Genomic DNA, 19,165 nt, shown 5'->3' on the forward strand with positions numbered 1-19,165 from the left:
ATATCACCGTAACGGGCGGGAGGAAGCTATGGAAATTGCTGGCGAATATCACCTGGATTCACCTCGCGCGCAGATCTGGGAAAGACTGTTCGACCCGGAAGTCCTTCGCGTGTGCATACCCGGTTGCAAAGAACTGACGCAAACCGGCGAGACCAGCTTCGACGCGAAGGTGCAGCTGAAGATCGGCCCCGTATCGGCAACCTTTGCGGCGACCGTCGAGATCGTTGATATTGATGCCCCTGTCCGCTGCCGGATCGTCGGCAAGGGAAATGGTGGCATTGCCGGATTTGCCAAGGGCGACTGCGTAGTCAACCTCGAAGAGGCGGGCGCGGCCACTGTTCTTACCTATAAAGCCAACGCGGAGATCGGCGGCAAGCTTGCCGCGCTCGGTGGCCGACTGATCCAGGCAACCTCCCGCAAGCTTGCCGATCAGTTCTTCGATACGTTTTCCAACGGCATCGTAGAGTTGTGAGCGTGCGCCGAGCGCCCTGCTGATACGGGCCCCTGCCCGCGGTCAAGGGGGATGCGGCGGGCGCGATGGGGCCGAGGCTGCGCGCAGGGCGATAGGGCCGCAATTCTGTCCACTACGCAAAGCACCTGCGTCGGACGAGGTCTTCGCGAGGAGATATCTGGCATCTTGACGAGGCGACGATTCCCAGCGCCGGCCGGAAAGCACTAGTTGTGGCGCGCCGTCGATCAGAGCGGCGATGTTCTCGATGAAATCGTCCAGACCCAAGTCGACGACCCTGGCGCCGGGTGCGCAGCGCCTATGAGCGGATGCAGGAGGCGGCACGCAACGAGGATACGGACGCTGCCGTTGCAGTCCGACAGGGACCGCGACGTAGAGGATCCAGACGGACGGCTAAGAGGGTGTCTGGGACATGCGAGCCGGTTGAGCATGAGGAGAGCAGCTGCGTCGATCATTTTCTGACGCGTGCAAGCGATATTCTCACCTGCCGCTTCGAAAATGTTCGTAGTCGGGCGACAACATTCACCCGTGGCGGTTCGTGCCGCCGCAGTATTCATTCCTGGAATGGCGCGGCGACGAGCGGAGCTCAGGGGTTTCATTTGGCAGACTCGCCAAGGATCATCTTATCCAGGGTTTTCTCAGAAAACAGCGCGCCGAATCAAGGCATTCTTCGCCTCCAGTTTTTTATCCGCTTTGCCTGAACGCCGTTCACGCTGCCGTACTTGGCATGTCGGTGAGTCCGTAGCTCTTCGATCGGATCGTTTCGACTATCGATTTTCGCTGTGAATTCAACAGGTCTCGAGGAGTGCTCGTGACGAGCGTGCCGCGGTAGACAGCACAAAAAATCTATGCGTATAGTATGCATGATCACGATAGAGGACGTGGTTGAGGAGGAAAAAGCACATGATTAATCGTCGTAAATTTTTGACCTATTCTGCATTGGCCGGCTCGGCGCTGGCGATGCCTGGCGTAATCACGCGCGCGCTAGCCGCGGGGGACGCGATCAAGGTTGGTATTCCGGTGCCGATTTCCGGCGCTTTCGCCGCCAACGGGAAATTTGCCTCGATGGGCGCCATCCTGGCTGCCGAGGAAATGGCGGCGGCACACGGCCGCGAGATCACCACCATCGACATGGATACCGAAGGAAAGCCGGCCACTGCCGTGCGCAAGGTGCAGGACGCGCTCGGGCAGGACGGCGTGAAGCTGTTTGCCGGCGGCATTCTGTCTTCCGAATCCCTTGCCATGGGCAAGGAAGCCGCCAAGGGCAATGGCGTTCTCATCACCACGGCCGGGGCGGATGAAATCACCGGGGCCGATTGCAACAAGGGTACGTTCCGCTGGAGCGTTCCAACGTTCGGCGCCATCGAGCAGACGGTGCGCCCGATCATCGAGCAGATGCCGGACGTCAAGCGCTGGTACACGATCACCCCGCAATATGTGTTCGGCGACGGCCTGTTGAACGCGGCCAAGAACGTGTTCGCGGAAAAGGGCGTCGAGCATGTCGGCAACAGCTATCATTCGCTGACCGAGAAGGAATTCAGCGGCTATCTGACCAACGCCGTTTCCGCCAAGCCGGATGCGCTTTTGATCCTCAATTTCGGTTCGCAGTCGTCCGATACGCTGCGCCAGGCGATCAGTTTCGGCCTCAAGGAGCGCATGAAGATCGTGATTGCCTGGGCTTCCGGCCTGGAGCAGTTCGATGCGCTCGGCGCCGATCTCTGCGAAGGCGTCTATTTCGGCGCGCAGTACTGGCACGGCGTCGACGCACCGCTCAACAAGCAGCTCGTCGCCAAGACGCAAGAGCGATTCGGCATCCTGCCGAACTATTCCCTCGCGGGCTCCTATCTCCTGACGAAGCTCCTGGTCGAGGCCGCCATCAAGGCGGGCAGCGTCGAGGGTCCTGCGGTCGCGGAAGTGCTGCGCGGACAGAAATACGCCGGCCTGACCGGCGAGGAAGAAATCCGCGCCGGCGATCATCAGGTGATCAAGGACTACTATCTCCTCAAGGGCAAAGCCAAGGCCGCGATGACCGACAAGGGCGACTACGCTGAAGTGATTAGCGCTGGCAAGTCGTTCCTGACGCCGGAAGCTGCCGGTTGCAAAATGGGTTGATCCCAAAGGGTAGGGCGTAGCGGTCCAACGGTTGTGCGCTGACCCGAAATCTCAACTGAGATCGAGTGAGGGAGTCGAAACAGAGAGCGCGAGCTGCTCGAGCTTCTCTGTTTCCCCTTCATCCGCCTTGCCTTTTCGCTTTCCGTTTTCAGGAGAACAGCGGTGACGTATCTATTTCAGGTGCTTAACGGCATCGGGCTCGGCATGCTCTATTTTCTGCTTGCCGTGGGCTTGAGCATTATTTTCGGCTTGCTTCAGTTCGTGAACTTCGCTCATGGCGCGTTCTACCTGCTCGGGGCCTATCTCGCTTACGACATGGTGGAACGCGGCTTCAGCTTCTGGGTCGCGATGCCCGTGGCAACGGTAATTGTCGCCGCGCTCGCGGCATTGACCGAGGCGGTGCTGTTGCGTCGCATCTACAAGTTGCCGCACACGTTCCACATCCTGGTGACTGTCGGCCTCGCGCTGATGATCCAGGAGCTGGTCATCATCCTCTGGGGTCCGCTTGGCGGCAGCGTTGCAGCGCCGGCAGCCCTCAGCGGCGTGTTCATCCTCGGCGACTTCATCTATCCACAGTACCGGATATTCGTCATCGTCTTCACCGCCATTCTCGCCGCGTTGCTTTGGTGGGTCCTGGAAGGTACCCGGCTCGGGGCAATCGTCCGTGCCGGTTCGGAATCGTCCGAAAACATGTCGTTGCTCGGCTACAACACCCTGCGCATCAATACCGCCGTGTTCGCGCTGGGCGCGGGCCTCGCCGGGCTGGCCGGCGCGCTTGTCGCGCCGATCCGCGGCGTCGAGCCATTCATGGGCGTCGAAGCGCTCGGCATCGCCTTCGTGGTCGTCGTCATCGGCGGCATGGGCAGCTACATCGGCGCGCTGGTGGCCGGCATTCTCGTCGGCGTGCTGCAAAGCCTGATGGCGACGATCTGGCCGGAAGGCGCCCGTCTGATCATTTATCTCGGCATGGCGCTGGTCATCGTTTCGATGCCACGCGGCCTGTTCGGGAGGGCTTGAGCATGAAAAACCTGAACAATCCGATTTTCCAGTTCGCCCTGGCCGCGCTGACGGTCGTGCTGCTGCCCCTGTTCCTGCGCTCCGGCATTCTCGCCAGCGAAATCCTCATTTTCGCCCTGGCTGTCTCCGCCTGCAACCTGCTTCTCGGCTATACCGGCCTATTGTCTTTTGGTCAGGGCATCTTCTTCGGCGTCGGCAGCTACGTCGCCGGCATCCTGCTGACCAAGACGCAGATCCCCGTCGTGGTCATGTTGCCGCTTTCGGTGGCGCTCGGCGCGATCATTGCCGCGGGTGTGGGCTGGCTGTCGATCCGTCGCCAAGGCGTGTATTTCGTGATGCTGACCCTGGCGTTTTCGCAGCTGTTCTTCTTCCTCGCCTATACGTTCAGCGGACTGACCGGCGGCGACAACGGACTGCTCGACGTTCCGCGGCCGGCAATCGGCGCCTATGACCTGAACCAGCCCTGGGCCTACTATGTGTTCGTCTCGGTCTGCTTCCTGGCGGTCTTTGCGTTGCTGCTGCGCACGACGCAATCGACGTTCGGCCGCACGCTGATCGCCATCCGCGAAAACGAGGAACGGGCGACCGCTGTCGGCTTTCCGGTGCGGGCGTTCAAGATCACCGCATTCGCCATCTCGGGAGCCGTGACGGCATTCGCCGGGTCGCTGCATGCGATGCTGATCGGCGTCGCGCCGCTGACGAGCATCGACTATCACAACAGCGAGATCATCCTCATCATGACGATCATTGGCGGCAGCACCAGCCTGTTCGCCTCGGTTCTGGGGGCGGGCACCTATCTTGTCCTCGCAGACCTGCTGTCCACCGTCTGGCCGCGTTGGCTGCTGCTGCTTGGCCTGAGCCTGATCGTCGTGGCGCTGTTCATGCAGAAGGGACTGTGGGGTCTCCTCGAGAAGCTCGTCGGCCTCCTTGCCTCATCCCGTTCAACACCCGCCGCTGCACCGGCGAAACACGAAGGAGGGGTGCTATGAGTCAGCCTCTCGATCGCCACGAGAACAACAGTGAAATCGCGCTGGCAACCAAGGGGCTGGGGATCAGCTACGGCAAGTTCGTGGCGCTTGCCGATGTCGATCTCAAGATTGCGAAGAACAGCGTCCATTCGATCATCGGGCCCAATGGCGCCGGCAAGACAACGCTTTTCCACGCCCTTACCGGGCGGGTTCGCGCCACGACAGGCACGATCAACCTGCACGGACAGGATATCACCGACACCTCGGCCGACGACCGCGTTCGGCTTGGCATTGCCCGCTCGTTTCAGGTGACGAGCCTGTTTCCGAACCTTGCGGTAAAGGAAAACCTGCGGCTCGCCGCGCAGGGCAAAACGCCCTGGCAGGCGCTGGCACCGTGGCGGAGCGCCGAAAGCAATCGCGAGGCCCTCGCCATCGCGGACGAGATGATGCAGCGGCTGGGGCTCACCCAGGTCGCCGGTCGCGCCGCGGGCGAGCTTTCGCACGGCCAGCAGCGACGCCTGGAGGTGGGGATGGCGATGGCGTCGAAGCCGCGCGTCATCCTGATGGATGAGCCGACCTCGGGCATGGGCATCGACGATATCGAGGACATGAAGACCCTCATCCGCGATCTCGGCCGCGACCACACGGTTCTGTTCATCGAGCACAACATGGGCATCGTCATGAACATCAGCGACACGGTGACGGTGATGCGCGCCGGGCGAAAGCTCGTCGAAGGGCCACCGGCGATGGTGCGTGAGGATCCGGAGGTCAAGCGCGCCTATCTCGGCAACATGATTACGGGAGATATCGCATGAGTGCCGCTCTCCAGGTGGAAGACATCCACAGCTACTACGGCAAGAGCCATATCATTCAGGGCGTTTCGCTGGAGGTGCGCGACGGCGAGATCGTCACGCTTCTCGGGCGCAACGGCGCCGGAAAATCCTCGACGCTGAAGAGCATATCCGGACTGTTGACGCCGAAGCGCGGCAAGGTCTGGATGTCGGGCAAGGAGACCACCGGCTGGCCGGCCTACCGCATTGCCCAGAACGGCCTGTCGCTGGTGCCGGAAGATCGCGGGATTTTCGGCCTGCTGACTGTCGAGGAGAACCTGCGCATCGCGCAGCGCAAATCGTCTCCTTGGTCGCTGAAGGACATATACGGCATTTTCCCGCGGCTGGAGGAACGCCGGCGCAACGGCGGCGGCCAGTTGTCCGGCGGTGAACAGCAGATGCTGTCCATCGCCCGCACATTGCTCAACGGTCCGAAGCTGCTGATGCTGGACGAGCCGGTCGAAGGACTGGCTCCCGTCATCGTCGAGGAGATCGTCGACCAGATCAAGAAGATCCGGGCGGCGGGCGTGCCGATCCTGCTGGTCGAACAGAACCTCGCCGTTTGCACGGCCCTGGCCGACCGGCATTACATCCTTGAACTGGGCAGGATCGCCTATCACGGCACCGGCGCTCAATTCATAGCCGACGAGGATGCGCGCGACCGATACCTGGGCGTCAAGGCGAACTAGCGCGTACCCACCCAAACAGTAAGTGGACCACACAGTGGACCGAGGGGACGCGCAACGCGTCGCCCCGGCTGCCCAGCGTGGAAATATGGAGCACTCATGTCCAACCTGATCATCAATGAAGCGCGCCTCTGGGACACGTTGATGGAAACGGCCGCCATGGGCGGCTTGCCCAATGGTGGCGTCGCGCGCCTGACCCTGAGCCACCACGACAAACAGGTCCGTGACTGGTTCACGGCACAATGCGAGGCCCTGGGCATGTCGGTGACGGTCGACGAGGTGGGCAACATGTTCGCCCTGCGCCAGGGGCAAAATCCGGATCTCTTGCCGATCGCCATGGGCAGCCATCTCGACACGCAGCCGACCGGCGGTAAGTTTGACGGGATTCTGGGTGTGCTTGGGGGGCTGGAAGTGCTCCGCACCCTGCATGCCGCCGGCTATACGACCGATGCGCCCTTGATGCTGGTAAACTGGACCAACGAGGAGGGCTCGCGCTTTTCCCCGGCAATGCTCGGCTCAGGCGTTTACGCCGGCGTCTACAGCCGCGACTATGCCGACGGGCGCACGGATGTCGAAGGCGAGGCGTTCGGCACTGCACTGGAAGCCATCGGCTATCGCGGCGACGTGAAAGCCGGCGATGTGCCCTTCGGCGCGATGTTCGAACTGCATATCGAGCAGGGGCCGATCCTCGAGGCGGAAAACAAGACTATCGGCGTAGTGCAGGGCGTGCAGGGGATGCGCTGGTATGAGGTGACGCTGACGGGCCGCGCCGCCCATACGGGTTCAACCCCGATGTCGATGCGAAACAACGCGTTGCTGGGGGCGGCCAGAGTGATCGAGGGGGTCGACCGGGTCGCTCATGGTTTCGCGCCCTCGGCCGTCGGCACGGTCGGCTTCATCGAAGTCGCGCCGAATTCCAACAATGTCATTCCGGGGCAGGCGCGTTTCACTATCGACCTGCGTCACCCGGAAGATGCCGCGCTCGACCAGATGGAACGTGAGGTCGAAGCCTGCATCGCCGAGGCGGCCGCGACCATCGGCCTGGAAGCGGAGGTGAAGCGGATCGCCAAAACCGATGCCGTCGCCTTTGACGCGCAATGCATCGATGCGGTGCGTTATGCCGCCGACAAGGCCGGGCTCACCGCGCGCGATATCATTTCCGGAGCGGGCCACGACGCGGTGCATGTCGCGCGCCTGGTGCCGACGACAATGATCTTCGTGCCCAGCGAAGGCGGCCTTAGCCACAATGAGGCGGAAGCGACCGCATCGCATGAATGCGCCGCGGGCGTCCAGGTTTTGCTGGACGCAGTGCTGGAATATGACCGCCGCCACGCGGACGTCCGCAAAGCGGCCTGAAATCGGAATATGGAAATGCGTATCGTTGTTGCCCGCCTGAACCACGAAACCAACACCTTCTCACCCGTGCCGACGACGCTCGAATCCTTCGCCCCCAAGTGGGGCGAGGATGCGCGCGCCTTCGGCAAAGGCTCGAACACGGCGCTCGGTGCGTTCCACGACTACGCGGAACGCATAGGGGCGGAGCTGAGCACGCCGTTGGCCGCTACGGCCAATCCGAGCGGCCCGGTCGATGACGCGGCATTCGAAGCGATGGCAGCAGCCATCGTCAATGCCGTCGCCTCTGGATGCGATGCGATCCTGCTCGACTTGCATGGCGCGATGGTGACCCGAAGCCATGACGACGGCGAAGGCGAATTGCTGGAACGCGTGCGAAAGGCCGCCCCCGGCATACCGCTCGGCGTTGCGCTCGATCTGCACGGCAACATCACCGAACGCATGGTCGCCAACTGCGACTGCATTGTCGGCTTCAAGACCTATCCGCACATCGACATGTATGACACCGGTCGTCACGTGACTGACATCATCGACCAGGTCCTTCACCGGAATCTCCAGCCAAAGCAGGCCTGGTGTCACCCGCCGATGCTGGCGCATACGCTGAAGATGAACACCAATGAAGATTGCGCGATGACCGACATCGTCAATCTGGCGCGCGAAGCCGAGAAGCGCGACGATGTTTTAGCCGTAACGGTGTTTGGCGGCTTTGCTATCGCCGATCTCGCGGAAACCGGCATGTCGATCGTCGTGGTTGCCGCGAATGAACCGACCGCCCAGGCTGTTGCCAGCGACATCGCGCTGGCCGCATGGCAACGGCGCGCGGATTTCATTTATGATGAGGCTCCGCTTGCCCGATCCATTGCGGCGGCGTTAGAGGCCGGCGGCAAGCCGGGCTCCGGTCCGGTGCTGCTACTCGATCATGGCGACAACTGCATGTCCGGCGGCACCTGCGACAACATGGATGTTCTGGAAGCAGCCCTCGAGGCCGGGCTGGAGGGCATCATTGCCGGGCCGTTCTGCGATCCGCAGGTTGTCGAGCAACTGACGCAGGCGGGAACGGGCGCGCACATTGCCGTCGCCCTCGGCAACAAGACGCCGGCCGAGGGTTTTGTACCGCCCCGTGCGCCGCTGCAACTCGAAGGGATCGTTCACGCGCTGAGCGCGGGCGAGTATATCGTTTCTGGACCGATCTATACCGGGCAATTGTGCCACATGGGACGCGCCGCCGTTCTCAAGACCTCGCAAGCCACGATTCTCGTCACTGAGCAGCCGCACGAGCCATGGGATCTGGGTGTATTCCACTGCGCCGACATCGCTCCTCTCGATTCGCGTTACCTGATCCTCAAGTCGCGCATGTATTGCCGGCCGGTATTTGAACCACGCGCCAAAGTGGTTATAGAATGTGCCAGCAGCGGCGTAACAAGCTCGAACTACGATCTCTTTTCATTTCAAAAACTTGCCAGGCCGATTTATCCGCTGGATGCGGACGTGGTCTGGCAACCACAAGGGCGACAATGAGCCACTCTTCCGAGCCCATCGCGAGGGCGCAAACGAAAGTCAAACGGATCAAGCTGTCCGATCAGGTGGCTGAGGATCTTCGCCGCTGGATAGCCCGCGACAAAATGGTGCCCGGCGACCGCCTACCGCACGAGCGCGCCCTGATGGAACGTTACGGCTGCTCCAAGGGAACCATTCGTGAAGCGCTCAAGGCACTCGAGGTCGAAGGCCTGATCGCCATGCAGTCCGGCCCTAACGGCGGACCGGAGATCCAGCCCGCATCGCTGGAAGTCGTCATGCAGCAACTCAGGCAATATCTGCATTTCCAGACGATCGACTTCAAGGACGTCTACGAACTGCGCAAGACGCTGGAAGTCACCCTCGCGCTGAATGTCGTGGGCAAGCTGACGGACGAGCACTACCGGCGTCTGCAGGAGAACATCGACATCTGCATCGAGGCCAACCGGACCCGCAACCGGCCAATCGGCCGGTCGGCTGAAACCGAGTTCCACGACATATTATGCGAAGTGAGCGACAATGCGCTCCTGGTGTTCATGTGCCGCTTCCTCAATAGCCTCTTGCGCGACCTAGTGAACTACCGCACGGAGAGCCTGAAGGAGCACGAAAAATTCGGCGACCACAATGTTGAAAGCCATCAGGCGCTGTTGCTGGCATTGAAGGCGCAAGATCGAAATGCCGTTGCCCATATCATGGAAGAGCACATGTGCTGCGCCGAAAAATTCATGCGGCGACTGGATGCTTCTTTTCAATCCGATCTGTTGAGCCGAATGTGAGGGTCGAGAGGCCGAGCTTGGTGGCATCGCTTGGTAGTTTCTTTTCCAGCCCTCGCTCGAAGTGTTCGGGGAGGGCGAGGGAGTAGTGTTCGGCATACACGTTGTCGAAGGCAAGCAATACCGCATTGCTGGGCAACTCTTCCTCACCGTGCTGTGCTCGGCTTCCGAGAAGGAGGCCGTGAGGGGTGATTTGTTTTTGCTAAGCGAGGGCCAGATGGCGCGGATATCGCCGCATTTCCCGCTTTCGCATGGTGTTGCGCGGGTCGACGACCGATGGGTAGTGAGCGGGATCGTCTACGTGATCCGCAACGGCCTTCAGTGGAAGGATGCGCCGTCGGGCTACGGTCCGCACAAGGCGCTCGACAACTGCTTCATCCGCTGGATCGGCTGGGTGTGTTCGACCGCATCTTCGCTGGGCTCGCCGGCGAGGGGCCGGCGCCGCAGCGCATCATGGTCGACGCGACGCATCTGAAAGCCCACCGTACGGCGGCGAGCCTGCTTAAAAAGGGGATGTTCCCCGTCGTATCGGGCGAACCAAGCGGGCTGAACTCAAAACTCCACACCGTATGCGACGGAGACGGACGGCCGATCGCTTCTGTCAGCAGGTCAGATGAGCGACCACAAGGGCGCACGTCTCGTGCCGACGCCTTGCCTCCCGCCGATCACCTGATCGCCGATCGCGGATACGACAGCACCTGGTTTCGCGAGGAACTCGAGGCCAGGGGCGTCAAGCCATGCATCCAGTCATCGCAGAGCCGCAAGATGCCCTTCGCCTACGACAAGGTCCTCTACCGTCGGCGCCACAAGGTCGAAAACCTGTTCGCCAAGCTCAAGGACTGGTGGCGCAGTGCGATGCGTTACGACCGATGTGCTCACACCTTTTTCTCGGCCATTGGCATCGCAGCCGCTGTCATCTTCCGGCTTTACTAAATGAGTCCTGAGCCTAGCAGGCGGCCGGCCTATGCCCTTATGGGCGCCTCCGAGCTCTGCCTACGTCTTGGACCACTGCGGCGTGGTGGTGTCCGCGACGATGGCTTCTCTGCTCCCATCGGCAGGCGAAACGGCTGCGGCGGCTTCCGCCCCGAGTGGCTGAACCGACATCGCGCGAAAATCGGTCTTTGCCACCAGCCCGGTTGCCGCATCGCGGCGCGTCATCCGCCAGGCGGCGTATCCGCCGTAGAGTGCGAAATACAAGGTAAAGACGGCAAACAGAGAGCTCGGCCCGAAACGGTCCATCACCGGTCCGACCATCAACGGGCCGGAGATCGTGCCCATGCCGTAGACGATCATCATGCCGGACGAAACCTCGACATATTCGTCGGGCTGGGCGAGATCGTTCGCGTGCGCCACGTTCAGCGCATAGATCGGAAAGATCACCGAACCGAAAGCAGCCGCCATGATGTACAGCACAGTCGGTGAGCTGCCCTGCACCGCCATCATCCCGAGGCAGGCGACGACCCCGACGACGCCGCAGACAACCATTACCAGTCGCCGGTCCACCCGATCGGAGGCGCGCCCGATCGGGATCTGCGACAGCGTGCTGCCGACGAGAACGGCTGCAAGCAGGGTCGCGCCCTGGGCGGTCGTCAGGCCGATCCGCTGTGTAAAGACGCCACCGAGGTTCAGCCAGCCGCCGGAAAGCGCTCCCGCCAGGAAGGCACCGACCACGGCGACCGGAGAACGCCTGTAGAGCTTCAGGACGTTGAAGCGCGCCTGCGTCGGAGGTGCCGGCAGCGGCGAGGATGTCAAAGCCGTCGGAAGCAACGAGACGGAGAAGATAATGGCACAAAGGATGAAGAGCGACGTGTTGGTCGGGTCGCCAAGCGGCACCAGGTATTGGCCGCCGACGCTGCCGACCATGGTGGTCATCACGTAGAGCGAGAAGACCGAGGCGCGATTGTCGTTCGTCACGCGCTCGTTCAGCCAGCTCTCGATGATGAGGTAGCTGCCTGAGATGGCAAAGCCGGAGATGGTCCGAAACAGCATCCAGGCCCGCCAGTCCACCAGCAGCGAGCAGAGAAGGATCGCGATCGAAAGGAGTGTGACCAGAGCGACGAAGACGCGAACATGGCCGACGGCGAGGACGAATTTCGGCGTGACGATGCACGAGACTGTGAAGCCGAGCGTATAGCCGGTGGCGATCCAGGTGATCGTCTGCGTCGACCAGCCCTCCGCCACCGAACGCACCGGAATGACATAGCTCTGCAGCCCGAACGCCACCATCATCAAGAGCGTGGACAACAGCAGGCTCAGGAAGGGTACGAGGCTCTTCAGCATGGAATTCCGCAGGAAGGGGCGCACGCCGGGATGGCTGGAGCGAACAGGGTGAGTGTGGCTGTTAAACAAGCCCTGTAACGCTGTCCATTGCGACAATTGATGACGCAAAGCAAAGGGGCGCCGAAGCGCCGCTTAGAATGCTGGCGAGCTGGTTGTCCTCGCGCTGCGTTCCCTCCTTCCGTCACCCCGGACTTGATCCGGGGTCCAGCCGCGCCGCGTCTGCGGTGCGAAGAGTCTTTTTGTGCTCAAGGACTTGAGCAGGCTGGATGCCGGATCAAGTCCGGCATGACGAAACAGTTCAGCATTCTCGAAGAAGAAAGGTCGGAGCAAGGCCTTGTCAACAAACAGAAAAGGGGCGCCGAAGCGCCCCCTGAGTGCATTGGTCATCGTCGTTGCGGCAGGCTCAGTTCGGCATGAAAGCCTTGAGCGGGTCGCGCCGCTGGGCCGCATCCCGCGGCAGCGAGGCGAGTACGTTGTATTCGCGTGCGGCGTTCACCGCTGTGCGAATGTCCTGCAGGTCCGAGATGATTTTGCGCAATCTTGTCATGGCGAAACTCCGATCCAGTGTCGACGCAGGGGCACGCCCGGTGGGGCGTCCTTGCGGAATTCGCGGTTTAGCGCTGGACGAACTCGGCGAAGATGTTGGCCGGGCGATTGATGCGGGCGTAACCGGAAGCGGTCAGCTGCTCAGTAGCCGGAAAGCGCAGGCCGCCAAAACCATTCGCCGGACGGAAGCCGGCATAGCGCAGCGTCTCAAAGCTCGAATGGATGGGGCGAAGGCGGGCGGTCATGATTCAATATCCCTTAATCTGTCCTCCCTGTGTGTAATATCGCAGTGCAGCATAACTATTGCAATGCGACATTGTGCCCGGCTGATATGCGCAATTTTCATGGCTTCAGTAATATTTCGTTCATAATCCACGCCAATCAAGCGATTCAGCCTTGTGCTGCTCGAACGGGTCGCAAGTTAAGAAGCTGAAATATCGGAAGTTTTTGTCAGGCGGGTTGAGCGCCCGATGGCGCGAGACCTGCACGGAATGCAAGCAGGTCCTGCCAGGCAAGGCGCTTGCTGATCGGCGCGGCGGCCAGATCCTGCGGGTGCAGCGTGGCAAATGCCGGGATATTTCGTCCGGCAATGACGATTTCCCGCCATTCGCCGCGCAGCTGGTGGATGGTCTGCGTGCCGCCGAAAAAGAATCGCGCGGCGAAATTGCCGAGAATCAAAAGGTGAGTCGGCTCGGCCAGCTCGATCTGCCGCTCTATGAAGGGCCGACATATGTCGCTTTCCGGTCCCGACGGAACCCGGTTGCCCGGCGGGCGCCAGGGGATGATATTGGTCAGAAGCACGTCGGTGCGATCAAGGCCGATGCCGCCGAGCATACGGTCCAGCATTGCACCTTGCCGCCCGCAGAAGGGCAGTCCCTCGCGGTCATCGTCGGCATTCGGCATCGGCCCGATCACCATGACGTCGGGCTGCGGATTACCCTCGGCAAAGACCAAACCGCGAGCGCTGTTCTTCAGGTTGCAGCCGGTGAAGGCTTCCATCGCTGTCTTCAGTTCGACAAGCGAGCGGGCACTGCTTGCGACAAAAGCGGCTTCGGCGACGGCCTGGCTGTCCGGTATGGCGACAGCCGGGGCGACGGGCGCCGGTTCCCGCGAAGCTCGGCGGGCCGTGTCGCCGGCTCCCCTGGCTGCTCCGCTATCGGATTGGGTCGCGGCGTTGCCTTCACGTTGTCGCGCAGCGTGTGCGGCGCGCATGGCCTCGAATTCCGCGATCCGGTCGATCGCCTCTTCCTCCAGCAGCCACTCCACGCCCGCGTCTGCGTGAAACGCGAGCAGGGCGGCCAGTTCGGCGGCGTTGAGGTCGGAGGCGGAGATCATCCCGTAGCCATACAGGAATGGCCTCGCCGGCGGAAGCCTTGGCCGCTCGGCGCCCACCACTTGTGATGCCGACGCGTGAGGAAAACGAACTGCCCGGTACTAGACCGAACGCGCCGCGCCGCCGTCGCAACGAATGATGCTTCCGGTGACGTAGCTCGCCGGCTGGCTGCAGAGGAAGGCGGCCGTGGCGGCGAACTCCTCGACAGTCCCGTAACGGCGTGCCGGGATCGCCTGCTCCGACTCTGCCTTCACCTCCTCGACCGACTTGCCACTGCGCTCGGCCGCTGCCGCATCGAGGCTCTTCAGGCGATCGGTAAAAATGCTGCCCGGCAGGAGCATGTTGGCCGTGACGCCGTATTGCGCGACTTCATTCGCCAGCGTCTTGGACCAGCCGGCAAGGGCCGGGCGCAGCGTGTTGGAAAGCGCCAGCCCAGGAATTGGCTCGATCACGCCAGAGGAGGCGACCGTCAGGATGCGGCCCCACTGCTGCTCCTTCATCTGCGGCACGAACCGGTTGGTCAGCGTGATGAGCCGCAGCACCATCGCGTTGAAGTAGGTCTCCAGCTTGTCGGCCGTCATGTCCTCGCTGGACCCCGGCGTCGGCCCGCCGGAATTGTTGACGAGGATATCGAGCCCGCCGAAAGTCTTGGAAACCGCGGTCTCGAGCGTATCGACGATATCAGCTTCGAAAAGATCCGCTACGGCAAAAGATGCGCGCCCGAGACCCTCCGCATTGATTACCGCACAATTTGCCGCAAGCTCGTCGGCGTTGCGTCCGCACATCAGGACGTCGGCGCCCTCGCGTGCAAGCGCGACGGCAATACCGCGTCCAAGCCCGCGCGATGAGGCCAGAACCAGCGCCCGCTTTCCTTTGATGCCGAGATCCATGACTGCTCTCCCTATTGTCGAATTGCGTTGACCTTAGCGCACAATTCACCGGACAGGAAACGGTCATCGGTTGAAATATAACAGCATTTCAATGTGTTATAAATTCACCGGACAGGAAACGGTCATCGGTTGAAATATAACAGCATTTCAATGTGTTATATCAGCGGATTCTACCGCATTAAAATCAAGGGAGCTTGGCGGTCCAGTCAGCGATATCATCGCGCTCGCCGATCAGCGCCAGGCCGTGGGCGATCGATAGCAGTTCGCCGCCGCTTTCGATCCGGTCGCGAGCGAAGCGGTTCTCGAAAAGCCGCCGCACGGCGGGGACGAACGAGGTGCCGCCGGTGAGGAACACCTTGTCGATGTCGGCGCTTTCGGTGTTGGTCTTGGCGAGTACGTCGTCGAGCGCTTCCTCGATCCGCTCCAGTTCGGGGGTGATCCATTGCTCGAAGTCCGATCGACGGACGATCCGCGTCGCCTTGTCGCCAAGCGGGGCGAAGGAGAATTCCGTCTCTTCGGCGGCGGAGAGGCGCATTTTCGTCGCGGACACCGCCTGGTAGAGCGGATAGCCCTCGTCATGCTCGATCAGATCAACGAAGGCTTCGAGCTTTTCCGGCTCGAGGCTGACCCGCACCAGCTTCTTCAGCTCGGTGAAGTCGCGGAGCGTCTTGAAGATCGACAACTGGTTCCAGCGTCCGAAATTCGCATAGTAGCCGGAGGGTACTTCGAGCAGCTTGTCGAAGCTCTTGAACAGCGTGCCCTTGCCGATAACAGGCGAGACGATGTTGTCGATGATGCGGAAGTCGAAATTGTCGCCGGCGACGCCGACACCGGAATGGCCGAGCGGGGTTGCCGTGAGCCGCCCGGCATGGCTTTCGAAGCGGATCAGCGAATAGTCGGTGGTGCCGCCGCCGAAATCGGCGACGAGAACGGTCGCGTCGCGGTCGAGGTTGCGGGCGAAATAGAATGCGGCGGCGACCGGTTCGTAGACGTGGTGGATCTCGGGAAAGCCGAAGCGGGTCAGCGCCGCATTGTACCGCTCGGTTGCCAGCGCCTCGTCCGGGTTGCTGCCGGCAAAACGCACCGGGCGCCCGACGACGACGCGTCCGGCCTGGCCGTCGAAGGCGGCGCCCGCGTAGTCGCGAAGCCGTGACAGAAAGGCATGCATGATATCTTCGAACTGGTAGCGCTTGGCGAAGATCAGCGTACCCTGGAACAGCGGTGAGGCGGCAAAGGTCTTGATCGACTGGAGGAAGCGGCATTCGCCGGGGTTGTCGATGAACTGGGCGATCGCGGCCTGGCCCGCCTCGAATGTGAGCGCGTGCGCACTCATTTTCATGAAGGAGAGGGCCGTCCGCAGCGTATCGGTTTCGCCTGCGGGCGTGTCGAGACGCACCGAGTGCGTCGCTGTGCCGCAGGCGGTCGCCAGGACGGAATTGGTGGTGCCGAAATCGAGGCCGAAGGCGGTGGTCATGGACTATCCGATGCGGTGGAGAGGCGGAAGGGCGCGCCTCCTCCCATGACGGGCAGGCAAAAGCAAGGCGGATCGGCAGTGTCAGGCCGATTTGATCGCCGTCCGTGCATGATCTTATGCGCAAATCCGATTAATGACTGTCGCCGCTTGGCTCGACAAGACTGTGTGCATTTGTCATGAGAAAATCCAAAGCATGGCTGCCCGTCGGGGGATGGCGGAAACTGGAGGCAAGATAAGATGACTGAAGCGATGGAGCTGCCCGAGCGCGAGAGCATGGAATTCGACGTGGTGATCGTCGGCGCGGGGCCCGCGGGTCTGGCTGCGGCAATCCGGCTGAAGCAGGTCAACCCGGAGCTCTCGGTCGTCGTCCTTGAAAAGGGCGCGGAAGTTGGCGCGCACATCCTGTCGGGTGCTGTCGTCGATCCGATCGGCATCGACCGCCTGCTGCCGCACTGGCGCGAGGAAAGCGACCATCCGTTCAAGACCGAAGTGACGGACGATCAGTTCCTGCTTCTCGGCCCCGCCGGATCTGTCCGTCTGCCGAACTTCGCCATGCCGCCTTTGATGAGCAACCACGGCAACTACATCGTCTCGCTCGGCAACGTCTGTCGCTGGCTTGCGACCCATGCGGAAGCACTCGGCGTCGAGATCTATCCGGGCTTCGCCGCGACTGAAGTGCTCTACAACGACGAGGGTGCCGTCATCGGCGTCGCCACCGGCGACATGGGCATTGGCCGCGACGGCGAGCCGGGACCGAACTATACGCGCGGCATGGCGCTGCTCGGCAAGTACACGCTGATCGGCGAGGGCGTGCGCGGCTCGCTCGCCAAGCTGCTGATTTCGAAATTCGACCTGCAGAAGGACCGCGAGCCGCAGAAATTCGGCATCGGGCTGAAGGAGCTTTGGGAAGTCAAGCCGGAAAACCACAAGCCGGGCCTCGTCAAGCATTCCTTCGGCTGGCCGCTCGGCATGAAGACCGGCGGTGGCTCCTTCCTCTATCATCTGGAAGACAACCTCGTCGCCGTCGGCTTCGTCGTCCACCTGAACTACAAGAACCCCTGGCTGTACCCCTTCGAGGAATTCCAGCGCTTCAAGACGCATCCGGCTATTCGCGGCACGTTCGAGGGTGGCAAGCGTCTCTCCTATGGCGCCCGTGCCATCACCGAGGGCGGCTACCAGTCGGTGCCGAAGCTGTCCTTCCCCGGTGGAGCGCTGATCGGCTGCTCGGCCGGCTTCGTCAACGTGCCGCGCATCAAGGGCAGCCACAACGCGGTGCTGTCGGGCATTCTCGCCGCCGAGAAGCTGGCGGACGCGATCGCGGCCGGCCGCGCCCATGACGAGCCGATCGAGATCGAACAGGGCTGGCGCGACAGCGCCATCGGTTCGGATTTGAAGAAGGTCCGGAACGTCAAGCCGCTGTGGTCGAAGTTCGGCACGGCGATCGGTGTCGCTCTCGGCGGGCTCGACATGTGGACCAACACGCTGTTCGGTTTTTCCTTCTTCGGCACGCTGAAGCACGGCAAGACTGACGCCGCCTCGCTCGAGCCGGCCGAGAAGCACAACAAGATCGACTATCCGAAGCCCGACGGTGTTCTCACCTTCGATCGTCTCTCCTCGGTGTTTTTGTCGAACACCAATCACGAGGAAGACCAGCCGATCCACCTGCAGGTGAAGAACCCGGAGTTGCAGAAGACTTCGGAACTGGATGTCTATGCCGGCCCCTCGACGCGCTACTGTCCGGCCGGCGTCTACGAATGGGTGCAGAAGGACGGCAAGGACGTGTTCGTGATCAACGCGCAGAACTGCGTCCACTGCAAGACCTGCGACATCAAGGACCCGAACCAGAACATCAACTGGGTGCCGCCGCAAGGTGGCGAAGGGCCGGTCTATCCGAACATGTAATGTTCGGTTCGGCCCGCCTGGACCACCGCCAGGAACAAGCGGCGAAGGGCCGGTCTATCCGAACATGTAATGTTCGGCCCGGCCCGCCCGATCAGTCAGAAATGGGGGCCCATCCCCACCTTCGACGTGGAGAGGGCGGCCCTTTTGCGTTTCGGCGCATCAAGCCATGGTCGAAACGCAACGCGTGCGTTTGCAATTGCCGTTGAGCAGCCTCTCAACTCATTGGCATTCTTTTGCAATTTCCGCAGCTTAACCGGGCATTAACCATAATTTTCCTAGGTTCGCCGCGCCAAACGAATCTTAAGGAATATTTTATGTCGATTTCCCGCCGCGGCCTGCTTCTGGGCGTATCCGCCCTTCTTGCCGGCTGCACGACCAATGCCCCGAATCACCAGGTCAACTATGCAGCGCTGCCGGAGGAGAAATTTCCGCTGCAGCCGATGCCGCTTGAAAAGGTGAAGCCGGAATTGCGTCGCCAGGAAGTCGCCTATGAGACGGATCACGCGCCCGGTACCGTCGTCGTCGATACACCGGCACGCCGGCTCTACTATGTGCTCGGTGACGGTCGCGCCATGCGCTATGGCGTTGGCGTGGGGCGTGCCGGTCTGGCGCTGTCGGGCAATGCCGCCATCGGCCGCAAGGCGGAATGGCCGAACTGGACGCCGACGCCGAACATGATCGGCCGCGACCCGGACCGCTATCAGAAGTATGCAGGCGGCATGGAAGGTGGTTTGAACAACCCGCTCGGTGCCCGCGCCATCTATCTCTATCGCGGCGGCAACGACACCCTGTTTCGCATCCACGGCACCAATCAGCCGCAGTCGATCGGGCATGCCATGTCGAGCGGCTGTATCCGTATGCTCAATCATGACGTGATCGACCTTTACGAACGTGTCAAAGTGGGCGGACAGGTCGTCGTCGTGCAGGCCTGAGCCGACGCGCTATTGCAAAAAGTCAAATTCAATCATTCAATTAGCGTTCCACGCGCATAGCGTGGGGCGCTAACTGCATTTCAAT

The 19,165-nt window shown here is 61.7% G+C and carries 18 protein-coding genes and 1 pseudogene; 13 read left to right on the forward strand and 6 right to left on the reverse strand.

The genetic code is table 11. The features are described from left to right. Positions 1-28: 28 nt before the first annotated feature. The 11 genes and pseudogenes from IB238_RS02760 to IB238_RS02805 all read left to right on the forward strand — a co-directional run bounded on the left by IB238_RS02760 (position 29) and on the right by IB238_RS02805 (position 10,656). Entirely contained in the window at positions 29-472 is a 444-nt protein-coding gene (locus tag IB238_RS02760; protein WP_192243345.1) for a carbon monoxide dehydrogenase subunit G, read from the forward strand. 113 nt (positions 473-585) lie between these two features. Then, positions 586-742, forward strand: a pseudogene (locus IB238_RS24430) (DDE-type integrase/transposase/recombinase); the annotation flags it as partial. Positions 743-1,372: 630 nt separating this feature from the next. Then, the gene (locus IB238_RS02765; RefSeq protein ID WP_192243347.1) at positions 1,373-2,581 is read left to right on the forward strand and encodes an ABC transporter substrate-binding protein; all 1,209 of its coding nucleotides are present in this window, start codon (positions 1,373-1,375) and stop codon (positions 2,579-2,581) included. Positions 2,582-2,743: 162 nt separating this feature from the next. Continuing rightward, a complete protein-coding gene (locus IB238_RS02770) occupies positions 2,744-3,598 on the forward strand; it encodes a branched-chain amino acid ABC transporter permease (protein WP_192243349.1) in 855 nt (284 codons plus the stop codon). 2 nt (positions 3,599-3,600) lie between these two features. Beyond that, complete coding sequence (locus IB238_RS02775; protein WP_192243351.1) at positions 3,601-4,587, forward strand: branched-chain amino acid ABC transporter permease; 987 nt, start codon at positions 3,601-3,603, stop codon at positions 4,585-4,587. Beyond that, the gene (locus tag IB238_RS02780) at positions 4,584-5,381 is read left to right on the forward strand and encodes an ABC transporter ATP-binding protein (RefSeq protein ID WP_192243353.1); all 798 of its coding nucleotides are present in this window, start codon (positions 4,584-4,586) and stop codon (positions 5,379-5,381) included. The genes IB238_RS02775 and IB238_RS02780 overlap by 4 nt, the downstream gene beginning before the upstream one ends. Further along, the gene (locus IB238_RS02785; protein ID WP_192243355.1) at positions 5,378-6,085 is read left to right on the forward strand and encodes an ABC transporter ATP-binding protein; all 708 of its coding nucleotides are present in this window, start codon (positions 5,378-5,380) and stop codon (positions 6,083-6,085) included. The genes IB238_RS02780 and IB238_RS02785 overlap by 4 nt, the downstream gene beginning before the upstream one ends. Positions 6,086-6,181: 96 nt before the next feature. Further along, positions 6,182-7,438, forward strand: coding sequence for a Zn-dependent hydrolase (locus IB238_RS02790; RefSeq protein ID WP_192243357.1), 1,257 nt, complete (start codon positions 6,182-6,184; stop codon positions 7,436-7,438). A gap of 15 nt (positions 7,439-7,453) precedes the next feature. Next, a complete protein-coding gene (locus IB238_RS02795) occupies positions 7,454-8,953 on the forward strand; it encodes a M81 family metallopeptidase (protein ID WP_192243359.1) in 1,500 nt (499 codons plus the stop codon). Beyond that, positions 8,950-9,726 carry an FCD domain-containing protein gene (locus IB238_RS02800; RefSeq protein WP_192243361.1) on the forward strand — a complete coding sequence of 259 codons (777 nt, stop codon included), beginning with the start codon at positions 8,950-8,952 and terminating at the stop codon, positions 9,724-9,726. Before IB238_RS02795 ends, IB238_RS02800 begins: the two co-directional genes overlap by 4 nt. A gap of 214 nt (positions 9,727-9,940) precedes the next feature. Next, a protein-coding gene (locus IB238_RS02805; protein WP_192247308.1) for an IS5 family transposase occupies positions 9,941-10,656 on the forward strand; the annotation gives its coding sequence in 2 pieces (ribosomal slippage) (positions 9,941-10,109 and positions 10,109-10,656; 717 coding nt in all). A gap of 60 nt (positions 10,657-10,716) precedes the next feature. Here the strand turns inward: IB238_RS02805 and IB238_RS02810 are convergent. The 6 genes from IB238_RS02810 to IB238_RS02835 form a co-directional block, all read right to left on the reverse strand. After that, positions 10,717-12,003 (reverse strand): MFS transporter, encoded by a 1,287-nt coding sequence (locus IB238_RS02810; RefSeq protein ID WP_192243363.1) that lies wholly within the window; start codon positions 12,001-12,003, stop codon positions 10,717-10,719. Between the two features lie 403 nt (positions 12,004-12,406). Next, entirely contained in the window at positions 12,407-12,550 is a 144-nt protein-coding gene (locus IB238_RS02815; protein ID WP_192243365.1) for a hypothetical protein, read from the reverse strand. A gap of 67 nt (positions 12,551-12,617) precedes the next feature. Further along, entirely contained in the window at positions 12,618-12,794 is a 177-nt protein-coding gene (locus IB238_RS02820; protein ID WP_192243367.1) for a hypothetical protein, read from the reverse strand. A gap of 205 nt (positions 12,795-12,999) precedes the next feature. Further along, positions 13,000-13,884 (reverse strand): uracil-DNA glycosylase, encoded by an 885-nt coding sequence (locus IB238_RS02825; RefSeq protein ID WP_192243369.1) that lies wholly within the window; start codon positions 13,882-13,884, stop codon positions 13,000-13,002. Positions 13,885-13,983: 99 nt separating this feature from the next. Then, a complete protein-coding gene (locus IB238_RS02830) occupies positions 13,984-14,772 on the reverse strand; it encodes an SDR family oxidoreductase (protein WP_192243371.1) in 789 nt (262 codons plus the stop codon). Between the two features lie 184 nt (positions 14,773-14,956). After that, entirely contained in the window at positions 14,957-16,246 is a 1,290-nt protein-coding gene (locus tag IB238_RS02835; protein ID WP_192243373.1) for an Hsp70 family protein, read from the reverse strand. Between the two features lie 237 nt (positions 16,247-16,483). Here IB238_RS02835 and IB238_RS02840 point away from each other — a divergent pair, with 237 nt between their 5' ends. Both IB238_RS02840 and IB238_RS02845 read left to right on the forward strand, forming a co-directional pair. Further along, positions 16,484-18,148 carry an electron transfer flavoprotein-ubiquinone oxidoreductase gene (locus tag IB238_RS02840; protein WP_192243375.1) on the forward strand — a complete coding sequence of 555 codons (1,665 nt, stop codon included), beginning with the start codon at positions 16,484-16,486 and terminating at the stop codon, positions 18,146-18,148. A gap of 314 nt (positions 18,149-18,462) precedes the next feature. Further along, positions 18,463-19,080, forward strand: a complete 618-nt coding sequence (locus IB238_RS02845; RefSeq protein WP_192243376.1) for a L,D-transpeptidase — start codon at positions 18,463-18,465, stop codon at positions 19,078-19,080. Positions 19,081-19,165 lie beyond the last annotated feature (85 nt).

Origin of the sequence: Rhizobium sp. ARZ01 (assembly GCF_014851675.1) — a bacterium.
Taxonomy (GTDB): Bacteria; Pseudomonadota; Alphaproteobacteria; order Rhizobiales; family Rhizobiaceae; genus Mycoplana.

Excerpts from the sequence above, each read along its gene's own strand:
- IB238_RS02825 (WP_192243369.1), bottom strand. The coding sequence starts at position 13,884 with ATGATCTCCGCCTCCGACCTCAACGCCGCCGAACTGGCCGCCCTGCTC.
- IB238_RS02810 (WP_192243363.1), bottom strand. The coding sequence starts at position 12,003 with ATGCTGAAGAGCCTCGTACCCTTCCTGAGCCTGCTGTTGTCCACGCTC.
- IB238_RS02775 (WP_192243351.1), top strand. The coding sequence starts at position 3,601 with ATGAAAAACCTGAACAATCCGATTTTCCAGTTCGCCCTGGCCGCGCTG.
- IB238_RS02790 (WP_192243357.1), top strand. The coding sequence starts at position 6,182 with ATGTCCAACCTGATCATCAATGAAGCGCGCCTCTGGGACACGTTGATG.
- IB238_RS02820 (WP_192243367.1), bottom strand. The coding sequence starts at position 12,794 with ATGACCGCCCGCCTTCGCCCCATCCATTCGAGCTTTGAGACGCTGCGC.
- IB238_RS02830 (WP_192243371.1), bottom strand. The coding sequence starts at position 14,772 with ATGGATCTCGGCATCAAAGGAAAGCGGGCGCTGGTTCTGGCCTCATCG.
- IB238_RS02840 (WP_192243375.1), top strand. The coding sequence starts at position 16,484 with ATGACTGAAGCGATGGAGCTGCCCGAGCGCGAGAGCATGGAATTCGAC.
- IB238_RS02795 (WP_192243359.1), top strand. The coding sequence starts at position 7,454 with ATGCGTATCGTTGTTGCCCGCCTGAACCACGAAACCAACACCTTCTCA.
- IB238_RS02800 (WP_192243361.1), top strand. The coding sequence starts at position 8,950 with ATGAGCCACTCTTCCGAGCCCATCGCGAGGGCGCAAACGAAAGTCAAA.
- IB238_RS02780 (WP_192243353.1), top strand. The coding sequence starts at position 4,584 with ATGAGTCAGCCTCTCGATCGCCACGAGAACAACAGTGAAATCGCGCTG.
- IB238_RS02785 (WP_192243355.1), top strand. The coding sequence starts at position 5,378 with ATGAGTGCCGCTCTCCAGGTGGAAGACATCCACAGCTACTACGGCAAG.
- IB238_RS02760 (WP_192243345.1), top strand. The coding sequence starts at position 29 with ATGGAAATTGCTGGCGAATATCACCTGGATTCACCTCGCGCGCAGATC.
- IB238_RS02765 (WP_192243347.1), top strand. The coding sequence starts at position 1,373 with ATGATTAATCGTCGTAAATTTTTGACCTATTCTGCATTGGCCGGCTCG.
- IB238_RS02815 (WP_192243365.1), bottom strand. The coding sequence starts at position 12,550 with ATGACAAGATTGCGCAAAATCATCTCGGACCTGCAGGACATTCGCACA.
- IB238_RS02835 (WP_192243373.1), bottom strand. The coding sequence starts at position 16,246 with ATGACCACCGCCTTCGGCCTCGATTTCGGCACCACCAATTCCGTCCTG.
- IB238_RS02845 (WP_192243376.1), top strand. The coding sequence starts at position 18,463 with ATGTCGATTTCCCGCCGCGGCCTGCTTCTGGGCGTATCCGCCCTTCTT.